Source organism: Flavobacterium enshiense DK69 (assembly GCF_000498495.1).
Taxonomy (GTDB): Bacteria; Bacteroidota; Bacteroidia; order Flavobacteriales; family Flavobacteriaceae; genus Flavobacterium; species Flavobacterium enshiense.
In genome coordinates this window covers 418461-435653 of the sequence record NZ_AVCS01000006.1, presented here as the reverse complement: position 1 = coordinate 435653, position 17193 = coordinate 418461, and the positions used below count along the sequence as shown (strand labels likewise).

The following is a 17193-nucleotide window of genomic DNA, read 5'->3' as shown; positions in this document are numbered from 1 at the left end:
ATGAAAGAGAAACTACTAAAAATATTCAAAAAAGAACAGGATCCATTATCTTCAGAAGAAAAACTCAAGATAATTGAATCATCATCTAAATTGGTGGGGCCTGGTGTCTTCTATTCAACAATAATTGTAATTGCATCTTTTTTACCTGTCTTTCTTCTCACGGGAATGGAAGGAAAACTTTTTAGTCCATTAGCATACACAAAATCCTTTATTCTTATTGTTGATGCTTTTTTGGCAATCACACTAACACCAGTACTAATTAGCTTTTTGCTCAAAGGAAAACTGCGTCCGGAAGAAAAAAATCCAATCAATAGCCAACTTGAAACAATCTACACACCCATACTAGCCTTTTGCCTGAAATGGCGTAAAACAGTATTAGGTTTGAATATTGTTGCATTACTGATTGGATTGTTGATGTTTACCCGTTTAGGGTCAGAATTCATGCCTCCATTAGATGAAGGTTCCATTTTATTTATGCCGGTCACATTACCCGATGTGTCAAATTCTGAAGTAAAAAGAATTTTGCAGGTACAGGATAAATTAATAAAATCAGTTCCCGAAGTAGATCACGTTTTAGGAAAAGCGGGCAGGGCTAACACGGCAACCGATAACAGTCCGATAAGCATGATTGAAACCATTATTTTGCTAAAGCCCGAAGATGAATGGAGAGAAGGCAAGACAAAAAATGACATTATCACTGAAATAAATAATAAACTCCAAATTCCGGGAGTAACAAACGGCTTTACACAGCCTATTATCAATCGTATCAACATGCTTTCAACCGGTATCCGAACGGATGTCGGAATAAAAATTTACGGTGCAAGTTTAGATACTATCGATGTGTTATCTCAAAAAATCAAGAAAACACTGGAAGGCACTTCCGGAGTCAAAGATTTATATTCAGAACCCATCACAGGTGGTAAATATATAGATATTGAAGCAAAACGAGACGTTATTGGGCGATACGGACTTTCCATCGATGATATCAATAACGTTGTCGAAGCAGCTATTGGCGGGATGAAATTAACCACAACCATTGAGGGAAGACAACGGTTCTCTGTAAATGCAAGATATGCTCAGGAATACAGAAATAGCCTCGATGCTTTAAAAAAATTACAAGTTCAAACGATGCAATATGGTCCCATTCCTTTAGAAACCGTTGCCGATGTTAAGATAAGCGATGGACCTCCCATGATAAACAGTGAAAACGCGATGCTGAGGGGGAGCGTATTGTTTAATGTTCGAGAACGTGATTTAGGAAGTACGGTAAAAGAGGCGCAGAAAAAATTAAACGCCATGATGACTAAAATGCCCAAAGGATATTATATAGAATGGAGCGGACAATGGGAAAATCAAATCAGAGCCAACAAAACATTGAGTTTGATATTGCCAATAGTAGTAGTTATTATTTTTCTTATTCTGTTTTTCACCTATCGTTCCATGAAAGAAGCATTAATCACCATGATAACAGTACCATTTGCTTTAATTGGAGGAATTTTTATGGTCTATTTTTATGGTATCAATTTGTCGGTTGCGGTGGCTGTCGGTTTTATTGCACTGTTTGGAATGGCCATAGAAACGGCAATGTTAATGACGATTTATTTAAATGAATCCATGAACAAAATGGTGGAGAAATACGGAAACAGCAAAGAGGTTATCACGGAAGAAATATTAAGACAATATATTATTGATGGATCGGCGAAAAGATTGCGACCAAAACTAATGACCGTTTCCGTTTCATTATTTGGTTTGATACCTATTCTTTGGGCGACAGGAACAGGAGCCGATGTGATGCTTCCTATTACTGTCCCGCTTATTGGTGGAACAATTAGCTCTACTATTTATGTTTTATTAGTAACACCAGTTGTTTTTGAAATCGTAAAACTTCGTGAATTAAAAACAAAAGGTAAAATAGACCTGATAGATGTTAAAGAATAAACTTTATATCGCAATTGGCTGTTTGATTTTAAGCTTCACCTCAAGTAGGGCTCAAACACTTTCGTTGGATGAAGTTTTGAAAAAGATTGAAACAGATAACCCACAAATAAAAATGTATAATGCCGATATACAAAGTATGGATGCTGCTGCAAAAGGAGCTAAAAGTTGGATGCCACCACAGGTGGAAACGGGTTTCTTTATGACACCATACAATTCCAAAATGTGGAAAGCTGATGAAATGTCACCCGGAATGGGATCTTATATGTTGGGAGTCACGCAAATGATACCGAATTACAAAAAGCTGAACGCCGATTTTAATTATATGACTGCAATGTCTTCTGTGGAAAAGGAAAACAAAAACTATACGGTTAATCAACTCAAAGCCTTGGCGAAAACAAACTATTTCCAATGGCTTATTTTAAATAAGAAGATAAAAATTGCCAATGACAATTTGTTGCTTTTGGAATATATGATCAAAAGCATGGAAATACGCTACCAATACAATATGGATAAATTGCCCACCTATTACAAGGCAAAATCACAATACAGTATGCTGCAAAGCATGATAGTAATGCTACAAAATGACATTTCACAAAAACGGATAATGCTTAATACCTTGATGGCAAGGGATAAAGACACCCCGTTTGAGATTGAAGCAAGCTATGAATTGAAAGTTTTTCACTTAATAAAAATGCATACAGCATCGCATGTAGAAAACCGAAGTGATGTCAAGGCTATTGATCAAACAATTGCATTAAATCAACTGAAAATAGAAGCCGAAAAGACAAGGTTTTTGCCGGAATTTGGAGTTAAATATGATCATATGTTTACTTTTGGGCAACAACCGCAACAATTCTCTTTAATGGGAATGGTTACCATCCCAATGCCTTGGTCAACCAAAATGAACAAAGCCAACATAAGTAGTTTTCAAATTAAAAATGAAAGTCTTAATTGGCAAAAACAAATGATACTAAATGAAGCTCGGGGAATGGTTTCAGGAATGAATACCGAACTTACCAATCTCACGGCGCAATATGAAATTGCAGAAAAAAGTATCATTCCCACACTGCGAAAGAATTACGACACAGCAATTATAGCTTGGCAAAACAACACTGGTGATTTGTTTGTTGTATTGGATGCGTGGGAGGCATTAAACATGGCTCAAATAGACACTTTAGATAAATTACAAGCTATTTTGATTACACAAGTAGAAATTGAAAAACATTTAGAAATCAAATAATTATGAACCGATATTTAAAATACAGTTTAATAAGCATTTTGATTTTAACGATTGGATATGCAACCTATTATTTTGCAACCAAATCGGATAACCATTCCGGTCACGAAAAACAAGCAGTGGTTTATACGTGTTCGATGCATCCGGAGATTATTCGGGACAAACCAGGAAATTGTCCAATTTGCGGAATGACGTTAGTAAAAAAGATGACAAATAATCATACAGAAAAAAACCATTCAATTGAAAATGTTTTAAAGCCAACAGATAATTTTATTGTGGGAAATTATCAAACCACAACTACAAAAGACACAACGATAAGCAGTGAAATTAATTTACCCGGTATTGTTGCTTACGATCCAAATTCTTTTGTAAACATTGCTGCAAGAGCAAGCGGAAGAATTGAAAAAATGTATGTGAATTACAAATACCAAAAGGTAAATAAAGGACAAAAACTTTTTGATTTATACAGTCCGGAATTACTAACGGAACAGCAAAACTTCATTTATTTAATTTCAAATGATGCAGCTAATACTTCAATTGTCGAAGCTTCAAAACAAAAATTAAAGCTTTATGGCATGAGTGGTAATCAAATTAATGCATTAATCGCAACAAAAAGGGCAAATCCCGTAATTTCAATTTATAGCCCTGCCTATGGAATAATAGGAGCAACGGAAACAATGGATGTCAATAGTAATACGATGTCTAATGCAAGTGCCACCTCTGAAGCATTAAATCTTAAAGAAGGGAATTATATAAAAAAGGGAGAAACGGTGTTTAAATTAGTGAATACCAATAAAGTATGGGGCGTTTTTAATGTCTTACAAGGATATAGCGGATTGCTAACGGTGAATCAACCCATTACAATTACAACAGAATTAGATGAAAATAAAAGTATCAACGCTCATATAAACTTTGTTGAAACGCAGCTTAGCGCAACCGATAAATCCAATAAAATTAGGGTATATCTAAGCAACAGCACGTTAAAACTACCTATAGGGTTACGTTTACAGGGAAGGCTAAAAACAAACCCGATTAAAAGCATATGGTTGCATAAACAAGCATTCGTTAGTATCGGAAATAAGAAAATAGTTTTTGTCAAAATGAACAACGGCTTTAAGGCTAAAGAAATAAAAACGGGAATTGAAATGGGAGATTATATTCAGGTCATAAACGGTATTTCTGTTAATGATACAATTGCCCGAAACGCGCAGTATTTAATAGACAGTGAAAGCTTCATTAAAACCGAGTAAAAATGAAAAAGACAATAAAATACAGTATTACAGGACTACTATTATTCATGGTGGTAACGGCCTGCACTACTAAAAATAAAGAAGACCATTCAGGACATGACATGGGAAAAGAAACTACTTTCTACACGTGTTCCATGGATCCACAAATTAAAGAAGACAAACCCGGAAAATGTCCTATTTGTCACATGCCTTTAACTCCAATAAAAAGCAGCGATACCAATGCAAACGAAATAAGTTTGAGCAAACAGCAAATACAATTGGGAAACATTACCACACAAACTATTGCAGCAATGCAAAACAATTTAGAACAAAGTTATACGGGAGTTTTAACAATTAACCAAGAGAAAATTAATACCGTTTCAGCAAGAGCAATGGGTCGAATTGAAAAACTCTACTATAAAACAACTGGCGAATATGTTCGTAAAAATGATGCCTTGTACTCTTTATACAGTGAAGATATAGCCATAGCCAAACAGGATTATTTTACCGCTTACAAACAACTTTCCATGCCGGGTGATTTTGGGAAGAACGCTCAAAATATGCTTAATGCAGCCAAACAGAAACTTTTGTTCTTTGGTCTGTCAAATTCTCAAATCGAAAACATAAAAAACAACAAGGTAATTTCCCCCTACACAACCTTTTACAGCCCCACAAGCGGGTATATTTCGGAGATATTGGCAACAGAGGGAAGTTATATGATGGAAGGTTCCGCTATAATTAAATTGGCTGATTTAAGCAATCTTTGGCTCGAAGCTCAAGTAAATGTAAATTATGCAAAAAGTATAAACCTTGGACAAAATGCCAAAGTTTCTTTTACTGATTTTCCCGATATAACGATCTATGCGAAAGTTGTTTTTATCAATCCCGAAATCAATCCGGATTCCCGCCTGCTGTTAATACGCCTGCAAGTGCCTAATCAAGATTTTGCATTGAAACCAGGTATGCAGGCCATCGTTAAACTAAATCAATCCAATATAAAAGGGATTTTTATTCCGGTGGATGCGGTTATCAGAGAACAATATGCCTCCTACATTTGGATAGAAAAAAGTCCGGGCATATTTGAAAATCTTATGGTAGAAACGGGAATAGAAACCAATGGATTGATAGAAATTAAATCAGAGATTGATGCTTCAAAAAAGGTAGTAATTACAGGGGCTTATGCCATAAATAGTGAATACATATTCCGAAAAGGGAGCGACCCGATGGTAGGCATGAAGATGTAAAACGGGTTGCTTCTAATAAAATAGAGGGTTGAAAAGGGTTGCAAACAGCGTTGAAAAAAGATTGAAAAGGGTTGCAAAAGTACTTACAACCACTATTGCAAAGGGTTGTAACCAACTCACAACGCTTGCAAACAATCAAATAGTTATCAACTTTGTATAGGTTTTTTTGTTCTTTTAGTTTGTTTTATCATTAAGTTAACTTTTACAAAAAAAGTTTCAGTTTTACCCTAAAACCTCATTTGTACAACACCTCTGTATGGGCTGTTTTGTAATTTTTTCATAATTTTAATGATGAAATATTGTTTTGAATTATTTTTATTACGTTCTTACACCGTTAAACAAATTAATCATCACAGATTCTCGCTAATACTGATACTGATGTAATTTTTTAGTTTTGTAAAACTGTATTTGTAAAACAATCTAGCTATGAGTAAGGATTACATAGACAAATTCTTTGATAGTATGTCAGAGGGCGTCTTAAAAGAAAAATGGAAGAAATATGAGAAGTATTCCAACAAAGAGAATAGCGTAAAAATCTCAGAGCTGCTAGAAAGTTGGAATCATTACTATGAGAATGCATTCTCAATAGAAGATGTTAAGTTAGATTTAAGTCAAAATGTTATAGTAGAGTCCGAACAATGTTTCGGACTTCTTTTTTAAATTAAAATTCAAAATATATGAGAAAATTAGTATATTTTGTTTCTTGTCAATATTAACGCCTACATATCGTTCATATTATGCGTTGATAATTCATTTAGCGGCTCGTCATAATCAATATGCATTTTTTGTTCGGTCAATTCCATGGCATATCCGTCAAAAATGGGTTCGCACGAAAATATCTTATTATTAGCCCCGAAATAGAAGTAGTCCCAATGGATATGCTCCTGAGCCCACACTTAAGAAACTCAATTATCTAAGATAAAAGATAGCTGAGTTTTTTGTTTTTACTAATTGCCCAACAATTAAAAAACTACCTCAATAAACCTTGCCTATTTTATCTTTACAATCCCTACACTCCAATTAAAAACGAATAATTTTAGTTTAAAACTATACTAAAATAGACTGACTTTTCAGATAGCACATTTTATGTAATGGAAAGATTGCAAACTACCTCTTTATCACTCGAAATGTTTTCATTTCTTTTCCTTGATTTACAACAACATTATAAATTCCAAGAGGATAGTCTTTCCCTATTCTTTGTGTTGTAAGTTTATTTGGATTCATTTCATTTTGCTCTATCAATTTTCCTAACATATCATAAACTTTTATTTCCAACATATCTTGACTCAAAGTATTCACTTCAAGCTTAAATCCATCCTTAAATGGATTTGGATAAGCTATGATCTTAAAAGCATTTAATGAAGATGTTTCTACAGACAATAGACAAGAATCATCTAAAACAGTATAGGTAACAATATTACTACACCCCCCTAAAGAAACTGAAACGGTAAATGTTAACGGCAAACTTAAACCCGGATTATTATTTCTATATTCAGTAACGTCCAAAGTAGAAGTGCGCGAAATAATACTTCCGAATCTATCCTTCCAAATGAAATTAACAACATTTGGATCAAAAGTTTCATCAACAACTTTCAATAATAAATGATTGTTTTCACAGTTGGAATCAATTGCAAAACTCAATTCACCTACAATTGTCACAAGAGTTGAAGCAATATCTCCATTACTATCTGTGTATGTAATGACTGCCGTCCCCGCTGAAACCCCTAAGACCACTCCACTATTATTAACTGTAGCTACGTTAGTATTGGAAGAAATCCAAGGATTTGAGGCTGCCGGAGTTCCGCTCCCTGTCAACTGTGTAGTAAATCCAATGCAGGCTGACAAATTTCCTAAAATAGGTATACAAAGAGCATTACTACCATAAATACGGGCAATCCGGTTTCTTCCCACCCCTTTATAACTGGTAAAATCACCTCCTATTAAAATTTTTCTGTCCGGTTGTATAAAAATGGAAGTGATACCACCATTAGCTCCCGTGCCTGGATCAAAGACACAATCAAGAGTCCCATCTCTATTCAAACAAGTAATTCTACTAACCGGAACTCCTTGATCATACCCTAATTCGCGGCCAACTACTATTTTTCCATCTTGCTGTAATGCTAAGGAAGAGACACGACGGATTTCTCCATCCCCGGGATTAAAAGAAAGATCCAGGCTGCCATCTGCATTCAAGCGGGCAATGTAATTCCTGAAAATACCGTTGTAACTCGAAAACTCACCCCCTATCAACACTTTCCCATCCGGTTGCACAGAAAGCGCAAACACATCATAATTCGCCCCAGCAGCTCCTGAATTAAAGGAAGCATCCAGGCTGCCATTAGAATTTAACCGGAGAACATCTGAATGGTCTTCAAATGAACTACCGTTAGACACTTCAAAAGACCCCCCAATGATGATTTTACCACTTGATTGAACACCTATACCACTAACATATCCGTAAACAAATCCATTAGCCCCCTGTCCAATATTAAATTTAAAAGAATCATCAAGACTCCCGTCCACATTTAATCTTCTAATCATAATATTCCCGCCAACCAAAATTTTGCCATCGGACTGCAACACTATACTATACACTTCAGAACCTGAACCCGGTCCTGAATTAAAAGTATTGTCGAGACTCCCATCTGAATTTAATCGAGTAATTCCCTTCACTTTGATGCCATTTATTGTAAATCCACCACCAATAAGGATTTTACCATTTGGTTGCAGAGCCATACAAAAAATGGCATTATCTGCCCCTAAACCTGAATTAAAAGTAGTATCCAAACTGCCATCAGCATTCAAACGGGCAATCGATCTTACTTTAGTATTGTCGTAATTCGTAAAAGTACCACCGACTAATATTTTATTGTCCGGCTGCATTACTATTGAATACACAGTATCATTTGCTCCGGTAACCGGATTAAAAATATCTGTAGCGCCATTAGCCTTTAGGCGCACTATAAAATTTCTAATAGCACTATAATGAGTATAATCACCTCCGCCAACAAGGATTTTATTATCGGGCTGCACAACTATGGAATTAACTTCAATATTTGCATCTGTGCCTGAGTTAAATGTAGTATCTAAACTACCATCAGTATTCAATCGGGCGATTCTATTACATGGTATTCCATTATACCTTGAAAAATATCCGCCTATCAACACTTTGCCATCCTGCTGAAAAGTCACTGATAAAACGGTTTGATCTGCCCCGTTACCCGGGTCAAAAGAAACATCCAAACCCCCATCGCTATTTAATCGGGCTATGTTATATAGAAAATTTCCCCCAATTAGAATTTTACCGCTTGACTGTAACGCAATGGAACGCACATCACCAGACACAACTGTTCCTGAATTAAACGAGTTATCCAAACTGCCATCCACATTCAGTCTCGCAAAATACATTTGCTGAATTCCATTATAATAAGAAAAAGTACCTCCAATAAGAATTTTTCCGGTTTGCTGAACAGCAATACTAAAAATAACCATATCTGCCCCAGTCCCAATATTAAATGAACTATCAAGACTTCCATCGGTTTTCAGACGGGCAATTTTATTTTGTGTTACACCATTATAATTAGTAAAAGACCCCACAATCAAAATCTTCCCATCGGCTTGCATAGCAATAGACAAAACACTACTATCTGCACCTGTCCCGGGATTAAAGGTACTGTCCAAACTCCCATCAAAATTCAAACGGGCAATTCTATTTCTTTCCACACCCTGATAATACGAAAAATCACCCCCAATAAGGATTTTACCGTCTGACTGCACAACTATGGAATTTATTTTACTATCTGCCCCAAATCCAGAATTGAACGAACTATCCGGAGTACCATCCGAGTTCAGTCGAGCAATATGATTTTGTGTAGTACCGTTATACTTTGTAAAATCTCCCCCAATCAGAATCTTTCCATCAGGCTGTACTGCGACAGCTTTTACCGAACCATTTGCCCCATCACCTTGGCCGAAGCCCAAATCATTAGGATTAAAACTTGTATCCAAATTTCCCGCTTGACCCAGAGCCGAAAGTGTATAAAACAAAAAAATCAAATAAATGTATATTCTTCTCATAGTAATGGATTTTTAAAAAATATTAAACTTTTATTTAATTGACATTTATTTTGTAATAACTAATCACATAAGCCCTGTCCCTCTACCAATATTCACAATAATTCACATTTAATAGATAAAATATTTTAATTGGCTTTTAACAATTTACGGCTTTTACGCTTGTTGATACTACTTGAGAAATTAGATTGGAGAAATTCGGCTTAGACAAAAAACTTATCGATAATAATAAAAAGCAATTCTTAATCCCATAGCTTTAATTTGTTATAATTAAAAAATGCAGAAAACAGAAAAGAGAATGCATAACTTATTAAGGAAGAGACATATAAACCATTAAATTTAACAAAAATAAATCAATAATACTACGCCTTATTCTTAAGAATTTATTTGTATTCGTTAATTAATTAACAGGTTATAAGTGTTTAATGGTTATGTCACATTTATCAATTGCGATACAATGGTAACCGTTTGATAGACTATTCCAATCAAACACATACTGTAGTCATCAAAATATTAGTTTTTAAAATTTCATAAATATGCAATTCAAAAAATATTAATCTCCCAAACAACCTTCAAAAGAAAATTTAAACTAACTTTAAATTCAATAAATGTTTTCAGTAAAAAGAGTAAATCAAATCAGAAGCCAATACTGAGAGCTAAGAGACAATAAAGACTCATATCTGTCACACATCAGAATACAGCTTTCTTTCAAAAAGATCAGCTAAAAACAAAATGTAAAGACATGCAAAAGATAATTTCATTCTTCGGACTGCAGGACACTGATTTGAACGACAAAAGATTAATCCTGGTAAAAATCATCCTGATTTTTCTCTTTATACTTTCAGTCTCGCTCTTCATCGCCATGTTCGTCCTAAGCCAATATGCTTTACGTTACTCTATAATTCTTTTTATCGTTTGGACTATAAGCTTAATGTTGGCATCGCTCGCCAAAAGACAAAATGTACGTGTCATTGCCTCTATTTACATCTCTTTTCTGCTGATCATGATTATACTGTTCTCCTGGAGCGGCGGAGGAATTAAAGCTCACGGTATAAAACTTTTACCGATTGTCGTATTATTTGCCGGCCTAACCATGGGAAAACGGGAAATATGGATATTTGGAATTATTGCTGCATTAGGAGGCCTTTTTCTTGTTTTTGCCGAGCATAACAATCTGCTCACCGGAAAAGAACCACTTGGCCTTAGCCCAATAATTCATTGGACATTCACAGCAACAGCAATTTTTTTACTGTGTTTTCTGGAGAACCTATCGGTTGAAGCGCTGCGAAAGGCCCTGGCAAAATCCCAGGAAGAACTCGAACGCCGTATCAAATCGGAAGAAGCCTTAAAACGCCGAAACGAAAAACTGATCGAAATAGCCCAATTCCAATCACACATGGTAAGAGGCCCCGTAGCCAGCATAGAGGGATTAATCAACTTAATTAATTTTGACAATCCTTCCGACCCGGCCAATCTTGAGGTAATTGAAAAACTCAAAACCGCAACAGAAAACTTAGATTCCGCAGTAACCCAGATTGTGCAAAAAACAAAAGAAATTGACGAAACAACAAAAAATGAAAGCTGAAAATAAAATTCAGATTACTGGATTTACCAAAACCCTTTTATTTCAACGGACGGAGTTTATTGCTATAGGTTATCACATAAGGATTTCCCTGACGCGAAGGATCTTTCATCACATAAATAAACTTGTGCTTTTTTGTGTCTTTGGCATCCAGCACCGCTTCATTTTTACTTAATTCATCGGTGATTTTTGTATCAACCGTATTATCAATGGTGATATAACCCGCAATCCCTGTGCTCAAATTACTTATCGGAGTTCCCGAATACACCAATTTCTTCTCATTGGCCACAGTAACCTTTTCTCCTTTGAAGCCTTTTGTCAGAATTAAAACCGATGCCGTTTCCCCGGTCGCTTTCATTTCCGTCAAAAACTTCTTTTTTGCGGCGTCAGAAACCGACCTGAAATCATCACGATACTGAACCGCTGGCTCTTTCTTTTCTTCGACGACCTTTTTCTTAGACGAACAACCCAAGGCAAAAAGCCCAATCAGTAAAAGTATAACTGCATTTTTCATACCCTTTCATTATTAATCCTTACTATTTAACGAACCGAACTGCAATCTATTATATCTTTGTATAGTTAAATATACGTCAAAATTTTCATGGTTCAAAAAATTGGACATCGCGGCGCTAAAGGACATGTAGCAGAAAACACGTTGGAATCCTTCCAAAAAGCAATGGATTTGGGCGTAAACGGAATCGAACTCGATGTTCACGTTTGTGCTTCCGGCGAACTGGTCGTCTTTCACGATTTTACCGTAGAACGCATGACTAACGGTAAGGGTGAGATCCATAAGCTGACATTATCCGAACTAAAAGGACTTAAAGTCGCAGGAGAATTCGAAATCCCTACTCTAGCCGAAACCTTCGACCTGATTAACCGAAAATGCTGGATCAACGTAGAATTAAAAGGACACGGCACCGCGCAACCAGCCTGCGAACTGATTGAAAAATACATTAGTGAAAAAGGATGGGAATACGAAGATTTCATCGTTTCCAGTTTCCAAAAAGAAGAATTGGAAAAAGCAAAATCAATTAATCCCAAAATCCGACTGGCAACTTTATCTCAAGCAAGTGTTGAACAGGCTTTGGAATGGGCCGATGAACTTTCCGCCTACGCCATTCATCCGCATTTTTCCTTACTGACAGACGACAATATTCACGCAACCAAAAAGAAAGGATACAAAATTAACGTGTGGACCGTAAATCATTACGAAGATATCCAACATTTGGAAGCACATATTATTGACGGAATTATATCCGATTTCCCAGACAGATTATGATTACAAATTACGATATACTTATCATCGGCGGCGGAGCGGCAGGATTTTTTACAGCCATCAACATCGCAGAAAACAATCCGAAGTTAAAAATCGCCATACTCGAACGCGGAAAAGAAGTACTTTCCAAGGTAAAGGTTTCCGGTGGAGGACGCTGTAATGTGACCCATGCCTGCTTTATTCCGAATGATTTGGTAAAGTTTTATCCGAGAGGCGAAAAAGAACTGAAAGGCCCTTTTAACCAGTTTTGTTCTGGAGACACCATAGAGTGGTTCGAAAAACACGGCGTCGAACTCAAAATCGAAGAAGACGGAAGAATGTTTCCGGTAACAGACAGTTCACAAACCATTATCGACTGTTTTTTAACCGCCACAAAAAAAATGGGAATAGATATTTTGACCGGTCAAAGCGTCCAATCTATTCATAAAGGTGAAAATTATTGGAAAGCAGACACAAATCATCAATCGTTTAAGTGCGAAACATTAGTCATGGCCACGGGAAGCAATCCAAAAATATGGGAGCTGACGGAATCACTGGGACATACCATCGAAGCACCTGTTCCGTCATTATTTACCTTTAACATCAAAGACGACCGGATTAAAGATCTGATGGGCGTTTCCGCTTTTACAACCGTGAAGGTGAAAGACTCCAAACTAAAAGCCTCAGGACCTTTGCTGATCACGCATTGGGGCATGAGCGGACCCGGAATTTTACGTCTTTCCGCCTGGGGAGCACGTGAATTAGCAGCTAAAAACTACAAATTCACATTACAGGTCAATTGGCTACACGAAACCGACTTTGAAGAAGCATTGGATACTCTGAAAAACCTAAAAGAAGAAAACGCAAAAAAACTGGTGGTGAAATTCTGTCCGTTTGAATTTCCGAAGCGACTTTGGGAGAGCTTGGTTAATGCATCGGGTATTTCAGCCGAAACCAAATGGGCCGACGTCACAAAAAAACAACTGACCGATTTAGCCAATCAGCTGACCAACGGACAGTTTCAGGTAAACGGAAAAAGCACCTTTAAAGAGGAATTCGTAACTGCCGGCGGTATCAATCTGAAGGAAATCGACTTTAAAACCATGCAAAGCAAACTCCACGACAACCTTTATTTTGCCGGGGAAATTTTAAATATAGACGCCATAACAGGCGGATTCAATTTTCAGAATGCCTGGACAGGAGGTTTCTTAGCGGCAAGAGCCATTTCCGAAAAGTAAAATTTGCTTCATTATTCCAAGCCTCCCTGAAGTGATTCCTGCCAAACTTTTAAGTCCCGCCATTTTCCTTCATAGGCCAATCGAGCCTGACGTGGCCATGTTGACGGGTTATGACGAGCGAATTGGTCCCCCGCTTTATTTAGAATCTCATTGCAGCGGTCAACCGACATTTCTGCCAAACCTTTCCAGGTCAGAATTCCGGAGGTTTTAAACAATTGTTCAATTTTCGGACCAACACCCTCTATCACTTTCAGGTCATTTTCCTCAACATCTTTGCCTAAAACCGATGATGCTAAATCATGGTCAAATGGAGGATGAACCAAAGGTTCGGGAGAGAATCCCAAAACATGGCTTCCGGAAGCTATTTTCGCCTTTAAAACTTCATTTTCCGATAAAAGTACAGCTACCCTTCTTTTGAGTTTTTCGACCTCAGAAGCCTCTTTAGAATTTGAATTTAATGCTGATTTCCCTATAATGTAGCCTAATAAAACTCCAATTAAGCCTACAAGCAAAACTAAAAATGCGCCCATATCTCTAAATTTTAAGTTGATTCAAAAAACATTTTGACAAATAGCATGGTTAAGAAAGTATGCAGAAACCATTAAGAAAATTAGATTCCGGAGAGATTTTTTGGGTAAGCGTAAAGATAATAATAAAAGAAATTATTGCTCGTCAGATAATTGCGGTTATAGATGAAATGCAAAAAAAAACGACAAAAAAACTATCGGTTTAACCAAAAAATAGCAGCATTTAAAACTGCAGCGAAAACAACCCATGCCAGATAAGGCAAAAGCAACATCGCTGCCATTTTATCCACTCTTTTAAAGACAACATAGGTTTCGAAAATCATCAGCCACAGGAGTGTTATTTCAGCCAAAGCCAATAACGGATTATGCAGGCCGAAGAAAATATAAGTCCATAAAATATTCAACCCTAACTGAATCGCAAAAAACTGCAATCCTTTACGAGCATTGATTCTATCCAACTCCATTCGATCCCACACCAAGCCAGCAGCCACTCCCATCATGATAAAAAGCACCGACCAAACAAGAGCAAAAACCCAATTGGGAGGAGTAAAACCTGGTTTTATTAAATTCGAATACCAAACTTCAATACTATTACCAATTATGAGTTTTGAAAAATAACCTATACATAAACAAGTTACAACAACGGTAAGAATTCGGGTATTTTTTTGCATTTGGATAAATTAGGATTTCAAAAATAGAAAAAAACCACAGATCCCAAAGCACTTTAGCTACGAACTAACTAAAAATGTATCTTTGCTTAAATTTTTCAAGTTTATGATTTCCGAAAAGGATTTTATCCAAAACAACTATACCGCATCCGTAGAAAGTGGCAATTTTGAATGGAGTGCACCGAGTAATATTGCCTTAGTGAAATATTGGGGAAAGAAAGACAAACAGATTCCAGCCAATCCTTCTATCAGTTTTACACTGAACAACTGCAAGACGATTACCAAACTGGGTTTTACAAAAAAAGAAAACGACGGTAATTTCTCTTTCAATTTGCTGTTTGAAGGACAACCGAAAGAAGATTTCAAGCCGAAAATCCAAAAATTTTTCGAGCGTATTTTTGAATATTGCCCTTATCTGAAAGACTTTCATTTTACGATTGATACCCAAAATACCTTTCCGCACAGTTCGGGAATTGCTTCCTCCGCATCGGGAATGGCGGCTTTGGCCATGAATATCATGAGTTTGGAAAAAGTTTTAAATCCAACCATTTCAGAAGAATACTTCTTTCAAAAAGCTTCTTTCCTTGCCCGATTGGGCTCCGGAAGCGCGTGCCGAAGCGTAAAAGGAAGCGTAGTGGTTTGGGGGAACCATGCTGAAATTTCAGGAAGTTCCGATTTGTTTGGAGTCGAATTCCCTTCGACGATTCACAACAATTTCAAAAACTATCAGGACACAATTTTATTGGTGGACAAAGGTGAAAAACAGGTTTCCAGTACTGTGGGACACGATTTGATGTTTGGTCATCCTTTTGCCGAAAAGCGTTTTTCTCAGGCACACCACAATTTATCTTCCATAAAAAACGTTTTGGAAAGCGGTGATGTGGAGCAATTCATCAAAATTGTGGAAAGTGAAGCTCTGACGCTTCATGCCATGATGATGACATCAATGCCGTATTTCATCCTGATGAAACCCAACACATTGGAAATCATCAATAAAATCTGGAAATTCAGAAACGAGACACAAACACCGGTATGTTTTACGCTTGATGCCGGCGCCAATGTACACGTATTGTATCCGGAAAACGTCAAAGAAAAAGTTCTGCAATTTATTAAGGGCGAATTAGTTGGCTATTGTCAAAATGGTCAGTACATTTGTGATGAAATTGGATTGGGGGCTTTAATGATATAATTTTTGTATATTTAGCCCATAAACTGAATATCGTAAACTGTAGCCCAAATGAAAGGACCGCTTTTTTACTCGAAAATCTTGCTCTTCGGAGAATACGGAATCATCAAAGATTCCAAAGGTTTGTCTATTCCTTATAATTTCTATAACGGAGCTTTGAAGGTAGATGAAAATCCGTCAGAAGAGGCCCAAAAATCGAATGCAAGTTTAAAACGATTTGTGTCTTATCTGAAAGACTTGCAAAGTGAACAGCCCAAGTTAGTGACTTTCAATCTGGCAGCTTTAAAAGCCGATGTTGAGCGCGGTATGTATTTCGATTCCAGTATTCCTCAGGGATATGGTGTAGGGAGCAGCGGTGCGCTGGTAGCAGCGATTTACGATAAATATGCCAATAACAAAATCACGGTTCTGGAAAACTTAACACGTGAAAAGTTATTGCAGTTGAAAGCTATTTTTTCGGAAATGGAATCGTTTTTCCACGGAAAAAGTTCGGGTCTAGATCCATTGAACAGCTATTTAAGTTTGCCGATTTTAATCAACTCCAAAGACAATATTGAACCAACCGGAATTCCTTCACAAAGTACCGAAGGAAAAGGTGCCGTTTTCTTAATTGATTCTGGAATCGTAGGCGAAACCGCTCCGATGGTGAGCATCTTCATGGAAAATCTGAAAGAAGAAGGGTTCCGCAAAATGCTGAAATCCCAATTCATCAAATACACCGACGCCTGTGTGGAAAATTTCCTGCATGGCGATATGAAATCCCTTTTTGAAAACACCAAGCAACTTTCCAAAGTGGTGTTGAATAATTTCAAACCTATGATCCCGGAGCAATTCCATAAGGTTTGGCAAAAAGGAATTGAAACCAATGATTACTACCTGAAATTGTGCGGTTCCGGTGGTGGCGGGTATATTTTAGGATTTACCCAAGACCTTGAAAAAGCGAAAAATGCATTAAAAGACTATAAATTGGAAGTAGTGTATCAGTTCTAAGTTTTTAAAAGCTTTCAACACA

The 17193-nt window shown here is 36.7% G+C and carries 16 protein-coding genes; 11 read left to right on the top strand and 5 right to left on the bottom strand.

The window, feature by feature from the left end; all coding sequences use genetic code 11:
* From FEDK69T_RS04725 to FEDK69T_RS04705, 5 genes are all read left to right on the top strand, one after another.
* Positions 1-1938, top strand: coding sequence for an efflux RND transporter permease subunit (locus tag FEDK69T_RS04725; RefSeq protein ID WP_023573013.1), 1938 nt, complete (start codon positions 1-3; stop codon positions 1936-1938).
* Positions 1925-3178 carry a TolC family protein gene (locus FEDK69T_RS04720; RefSeq protein ID WP_035630809.1) on the top strand — a complete coding sequence of 418 codons (1254 nt, stop codon included), beginning with the start codon at positions 1925-1927 and terminating at the stop codon, positions 3176-3178. Before FEDK69T_RS04725 ends, FEDK69T_RS04720 begins: the two co-directional genes overlap by 14 nt.
* Before the next feature lie 2 nt (positions 3179-3180).
* The gene (locus FEDK69T_RS04715; RefSeq protein ID WP_023573011.1) at positions 3181-4425 is read left to right on the top strand and encodes an efflux RND transporter periplasmic adaptor subunit; all 1245 of its coding nucleotides are present in this window, start codon (positions 3181-3183) and stop codon (positions 4423-4425) included.
* A gap of 2 nt (positions 4426-4427) precedes the next feature.
* Positions 4428-5648, top strand: coding sequence for an efflux RND transporter periplasmic adaptor subunit (locus FEDK69T_RS04710; RefSeq protein WP_023573010.1), 1221 nt, complete (start codon positions 4428-4430; stop codon positions 5646-5648).
* Between the two features lie 426 nt (positions 5649-6074).
* Positions 6075-6308, top strand: coding sequence for a hypothetical protein (locus tag FEDK69T_RS04705; RefSeq protein ID WP_035630812.1), 234 nt, complete (start codon positions 6075-6077; stop codon positions 6306-6308).
* 59 nt (positions 6309-6367) lie between these two features.
* On the opposite strand, the gene FEDK69T_RS15810 is transcribed toward FEDK69T_RS04705, so the two are convergent.
* Positions 6368-6544: a hypothetical protein gene (locus FEDK69T_RS15810; RefSeq protein WP_023573008.1), complete on the bottom strand. Its 177-nt coding sequence runs from the start codon at positions 6542-6544 to the stop codon at positions 6368-6370.
* 211 nt (positions 6545-6755) lie between these two features.
* Positions 6756-9725 carry a T9SS type A sorting domain-containing protein gene (locus tag FEDK69T_RS04700; RefSeq protein WP_023573007.1) on the bottom strand — a complete coding sequence of 990 codons (2970 nt, stop codon included), beginning with the start codon at positions 9723-9725 and terminating at the stop codon, positions 6756-6758.
* A 739-nt stretch (positions 9726-10464) separates the two neighbouring features.
* Between FEDK69T_RS04700 and FEDK69T_RS04695 the strand changes: the two genes are divergently transcribed.
* Entirely contained in the window at positions 10465-11307 is an 843-nt protein-coding gene (locus FEDK69T_RS04695) for a hypothetical protein (RefSeq protein WP_023573006.1), read from the top strand.
* Between the two features lie 37 nt (positions 11308-11344).
* Here the strand turns inward: FEDK69T_RS04695 and FEDK69T_RS04690 are convergent, their stop codons facing one another.
* The gene (locus FEDK69T_RS04690) at positions 11345-11818 is read right to left on the bottom strand and encodes a hypothetical protein (RefSeq protein ID WP_023573005.1); all 474 of its coding nucleotides are present in this window, start codon (positions 11816-11818) and stop codon (positions 11345-11347) included.
* A gap of 87 nt (positions 11819-11905) precedes the next feature.
* Between FEDK69T_RS04690 and FEDK69T_RS04685 the strand changes: the two genes are divergently transcribed.
* Positions 11906-12586, top strand: a complete 681-nt coding sequence (locus tag FEDK69T_RS04685; protein WP_023573004.1) for a glycerophosphodiester phosphodiesterase — start codon at positions 11906-11908, stop codon at positions 12584-12586.
* The gene (locus FEDK69T_RS04680) at positions 12583-13800 is read left to right on the top strand and encodes a BaiN/RdsA family NAD(P)/FAD-dependent oxidoreductase (protein ID WP_035630816.1); all 1218 of its coding nucleotides are present in this window, start codon (positions 12583-12585) and stop codon (positions 13798-13800) included. The genes FEDK69T_RS04685 and FEDK69T_RS04680 overlap by 4 nt, the downstream gene beginning before the upstream one ends.
* An 11-nt stretch (positions 13801-13811) precedes the next feature.
* Here the strand turns inward: FEDK69T_RS04680 and FEDK69T_RS04675 are convergent, their stop codons facing one another.
* Positions 13812-14330, bottom strand: coding sequence for a hypothetical protein (locus FEDK69T_RS04675; protein ID WP_023573002.1), 519 nt, complete (start codon positions 14328-14330; stop codon positions 13812-13814).
* Between the two features lie 59 nt (positions 14331-14389).
* Here FEDK69T_RS04675 and FEDK69T_RS15805 point away from each other — a divergent pair, with 59 nt between their 5' ends.
* Positions 14390-14533 (top strand): hypothetical protein, encoded by a 144-nt coding sequence (locus FEDK69T_RS15805; RefSeq protein ID WP_023573001.1) that lies wholly within the window; start codon positions 14390-14392, stop codon positions 14531-14533.
* On the opposite strand, the gene FEDK69T_RS04670 is transcribed toward FEDK69T_RS15805, so the two are convergent.
* A complete protein-coding gene (locus FEDK69T_RS04670; RefSeq protein ID WP_035630817.1) occupies positions 14522-14998 on the bottom strand; it encodes a TspO/MBR family protein in 477 nt (158 codons plus the stop codon). The two genes, FEDK69T_RS15805 and FEDK69T_RS04670, sit on opposite strands and share 12 nt — an antisense overlap.
* 103 nt (positions 14999-15101) lie before the next feature.
* Between FEDK69T_RS04670 and FEDK69T_RS04665 the strand changes: the two genes are divergently transcribed.
* Together FEDK69T_RS04665 and FEDK69T_RS04660 are read left to right on the top strand one after the other, a co-directional pair.
* Positions 15102-16184 carry a diphosphomevalonate/mevalonate 3,5-bisphosphate decarboxylase family protein gene (locus FEDK69T_RS04665; RefSeq protein ID WP_035630818.1) on the top strand — a complete coding sequence of 361 codons (1083 nt, stop codon included), beginning with the start codon at positions 15102-15104 and terminating at the stop codon, positions 16182-16184.
* A gap of 48 nt (positions 16185-16232) precedes the next feature.
* The gene (locus FEDK69T_RS04660) at positions 16233-17171 is read left to right on the top strand and encodes a mevalonate kinase family protein (RefSeq protein WP_023572997.1); all 939 of its coding nucleotides are present in this window, start codon (positions 16233-16235) and stop codon (positions 17169-17171) included.
* The last annotated feature ends 22 nt before the right edge of the window (positions 17172-17193 follow it).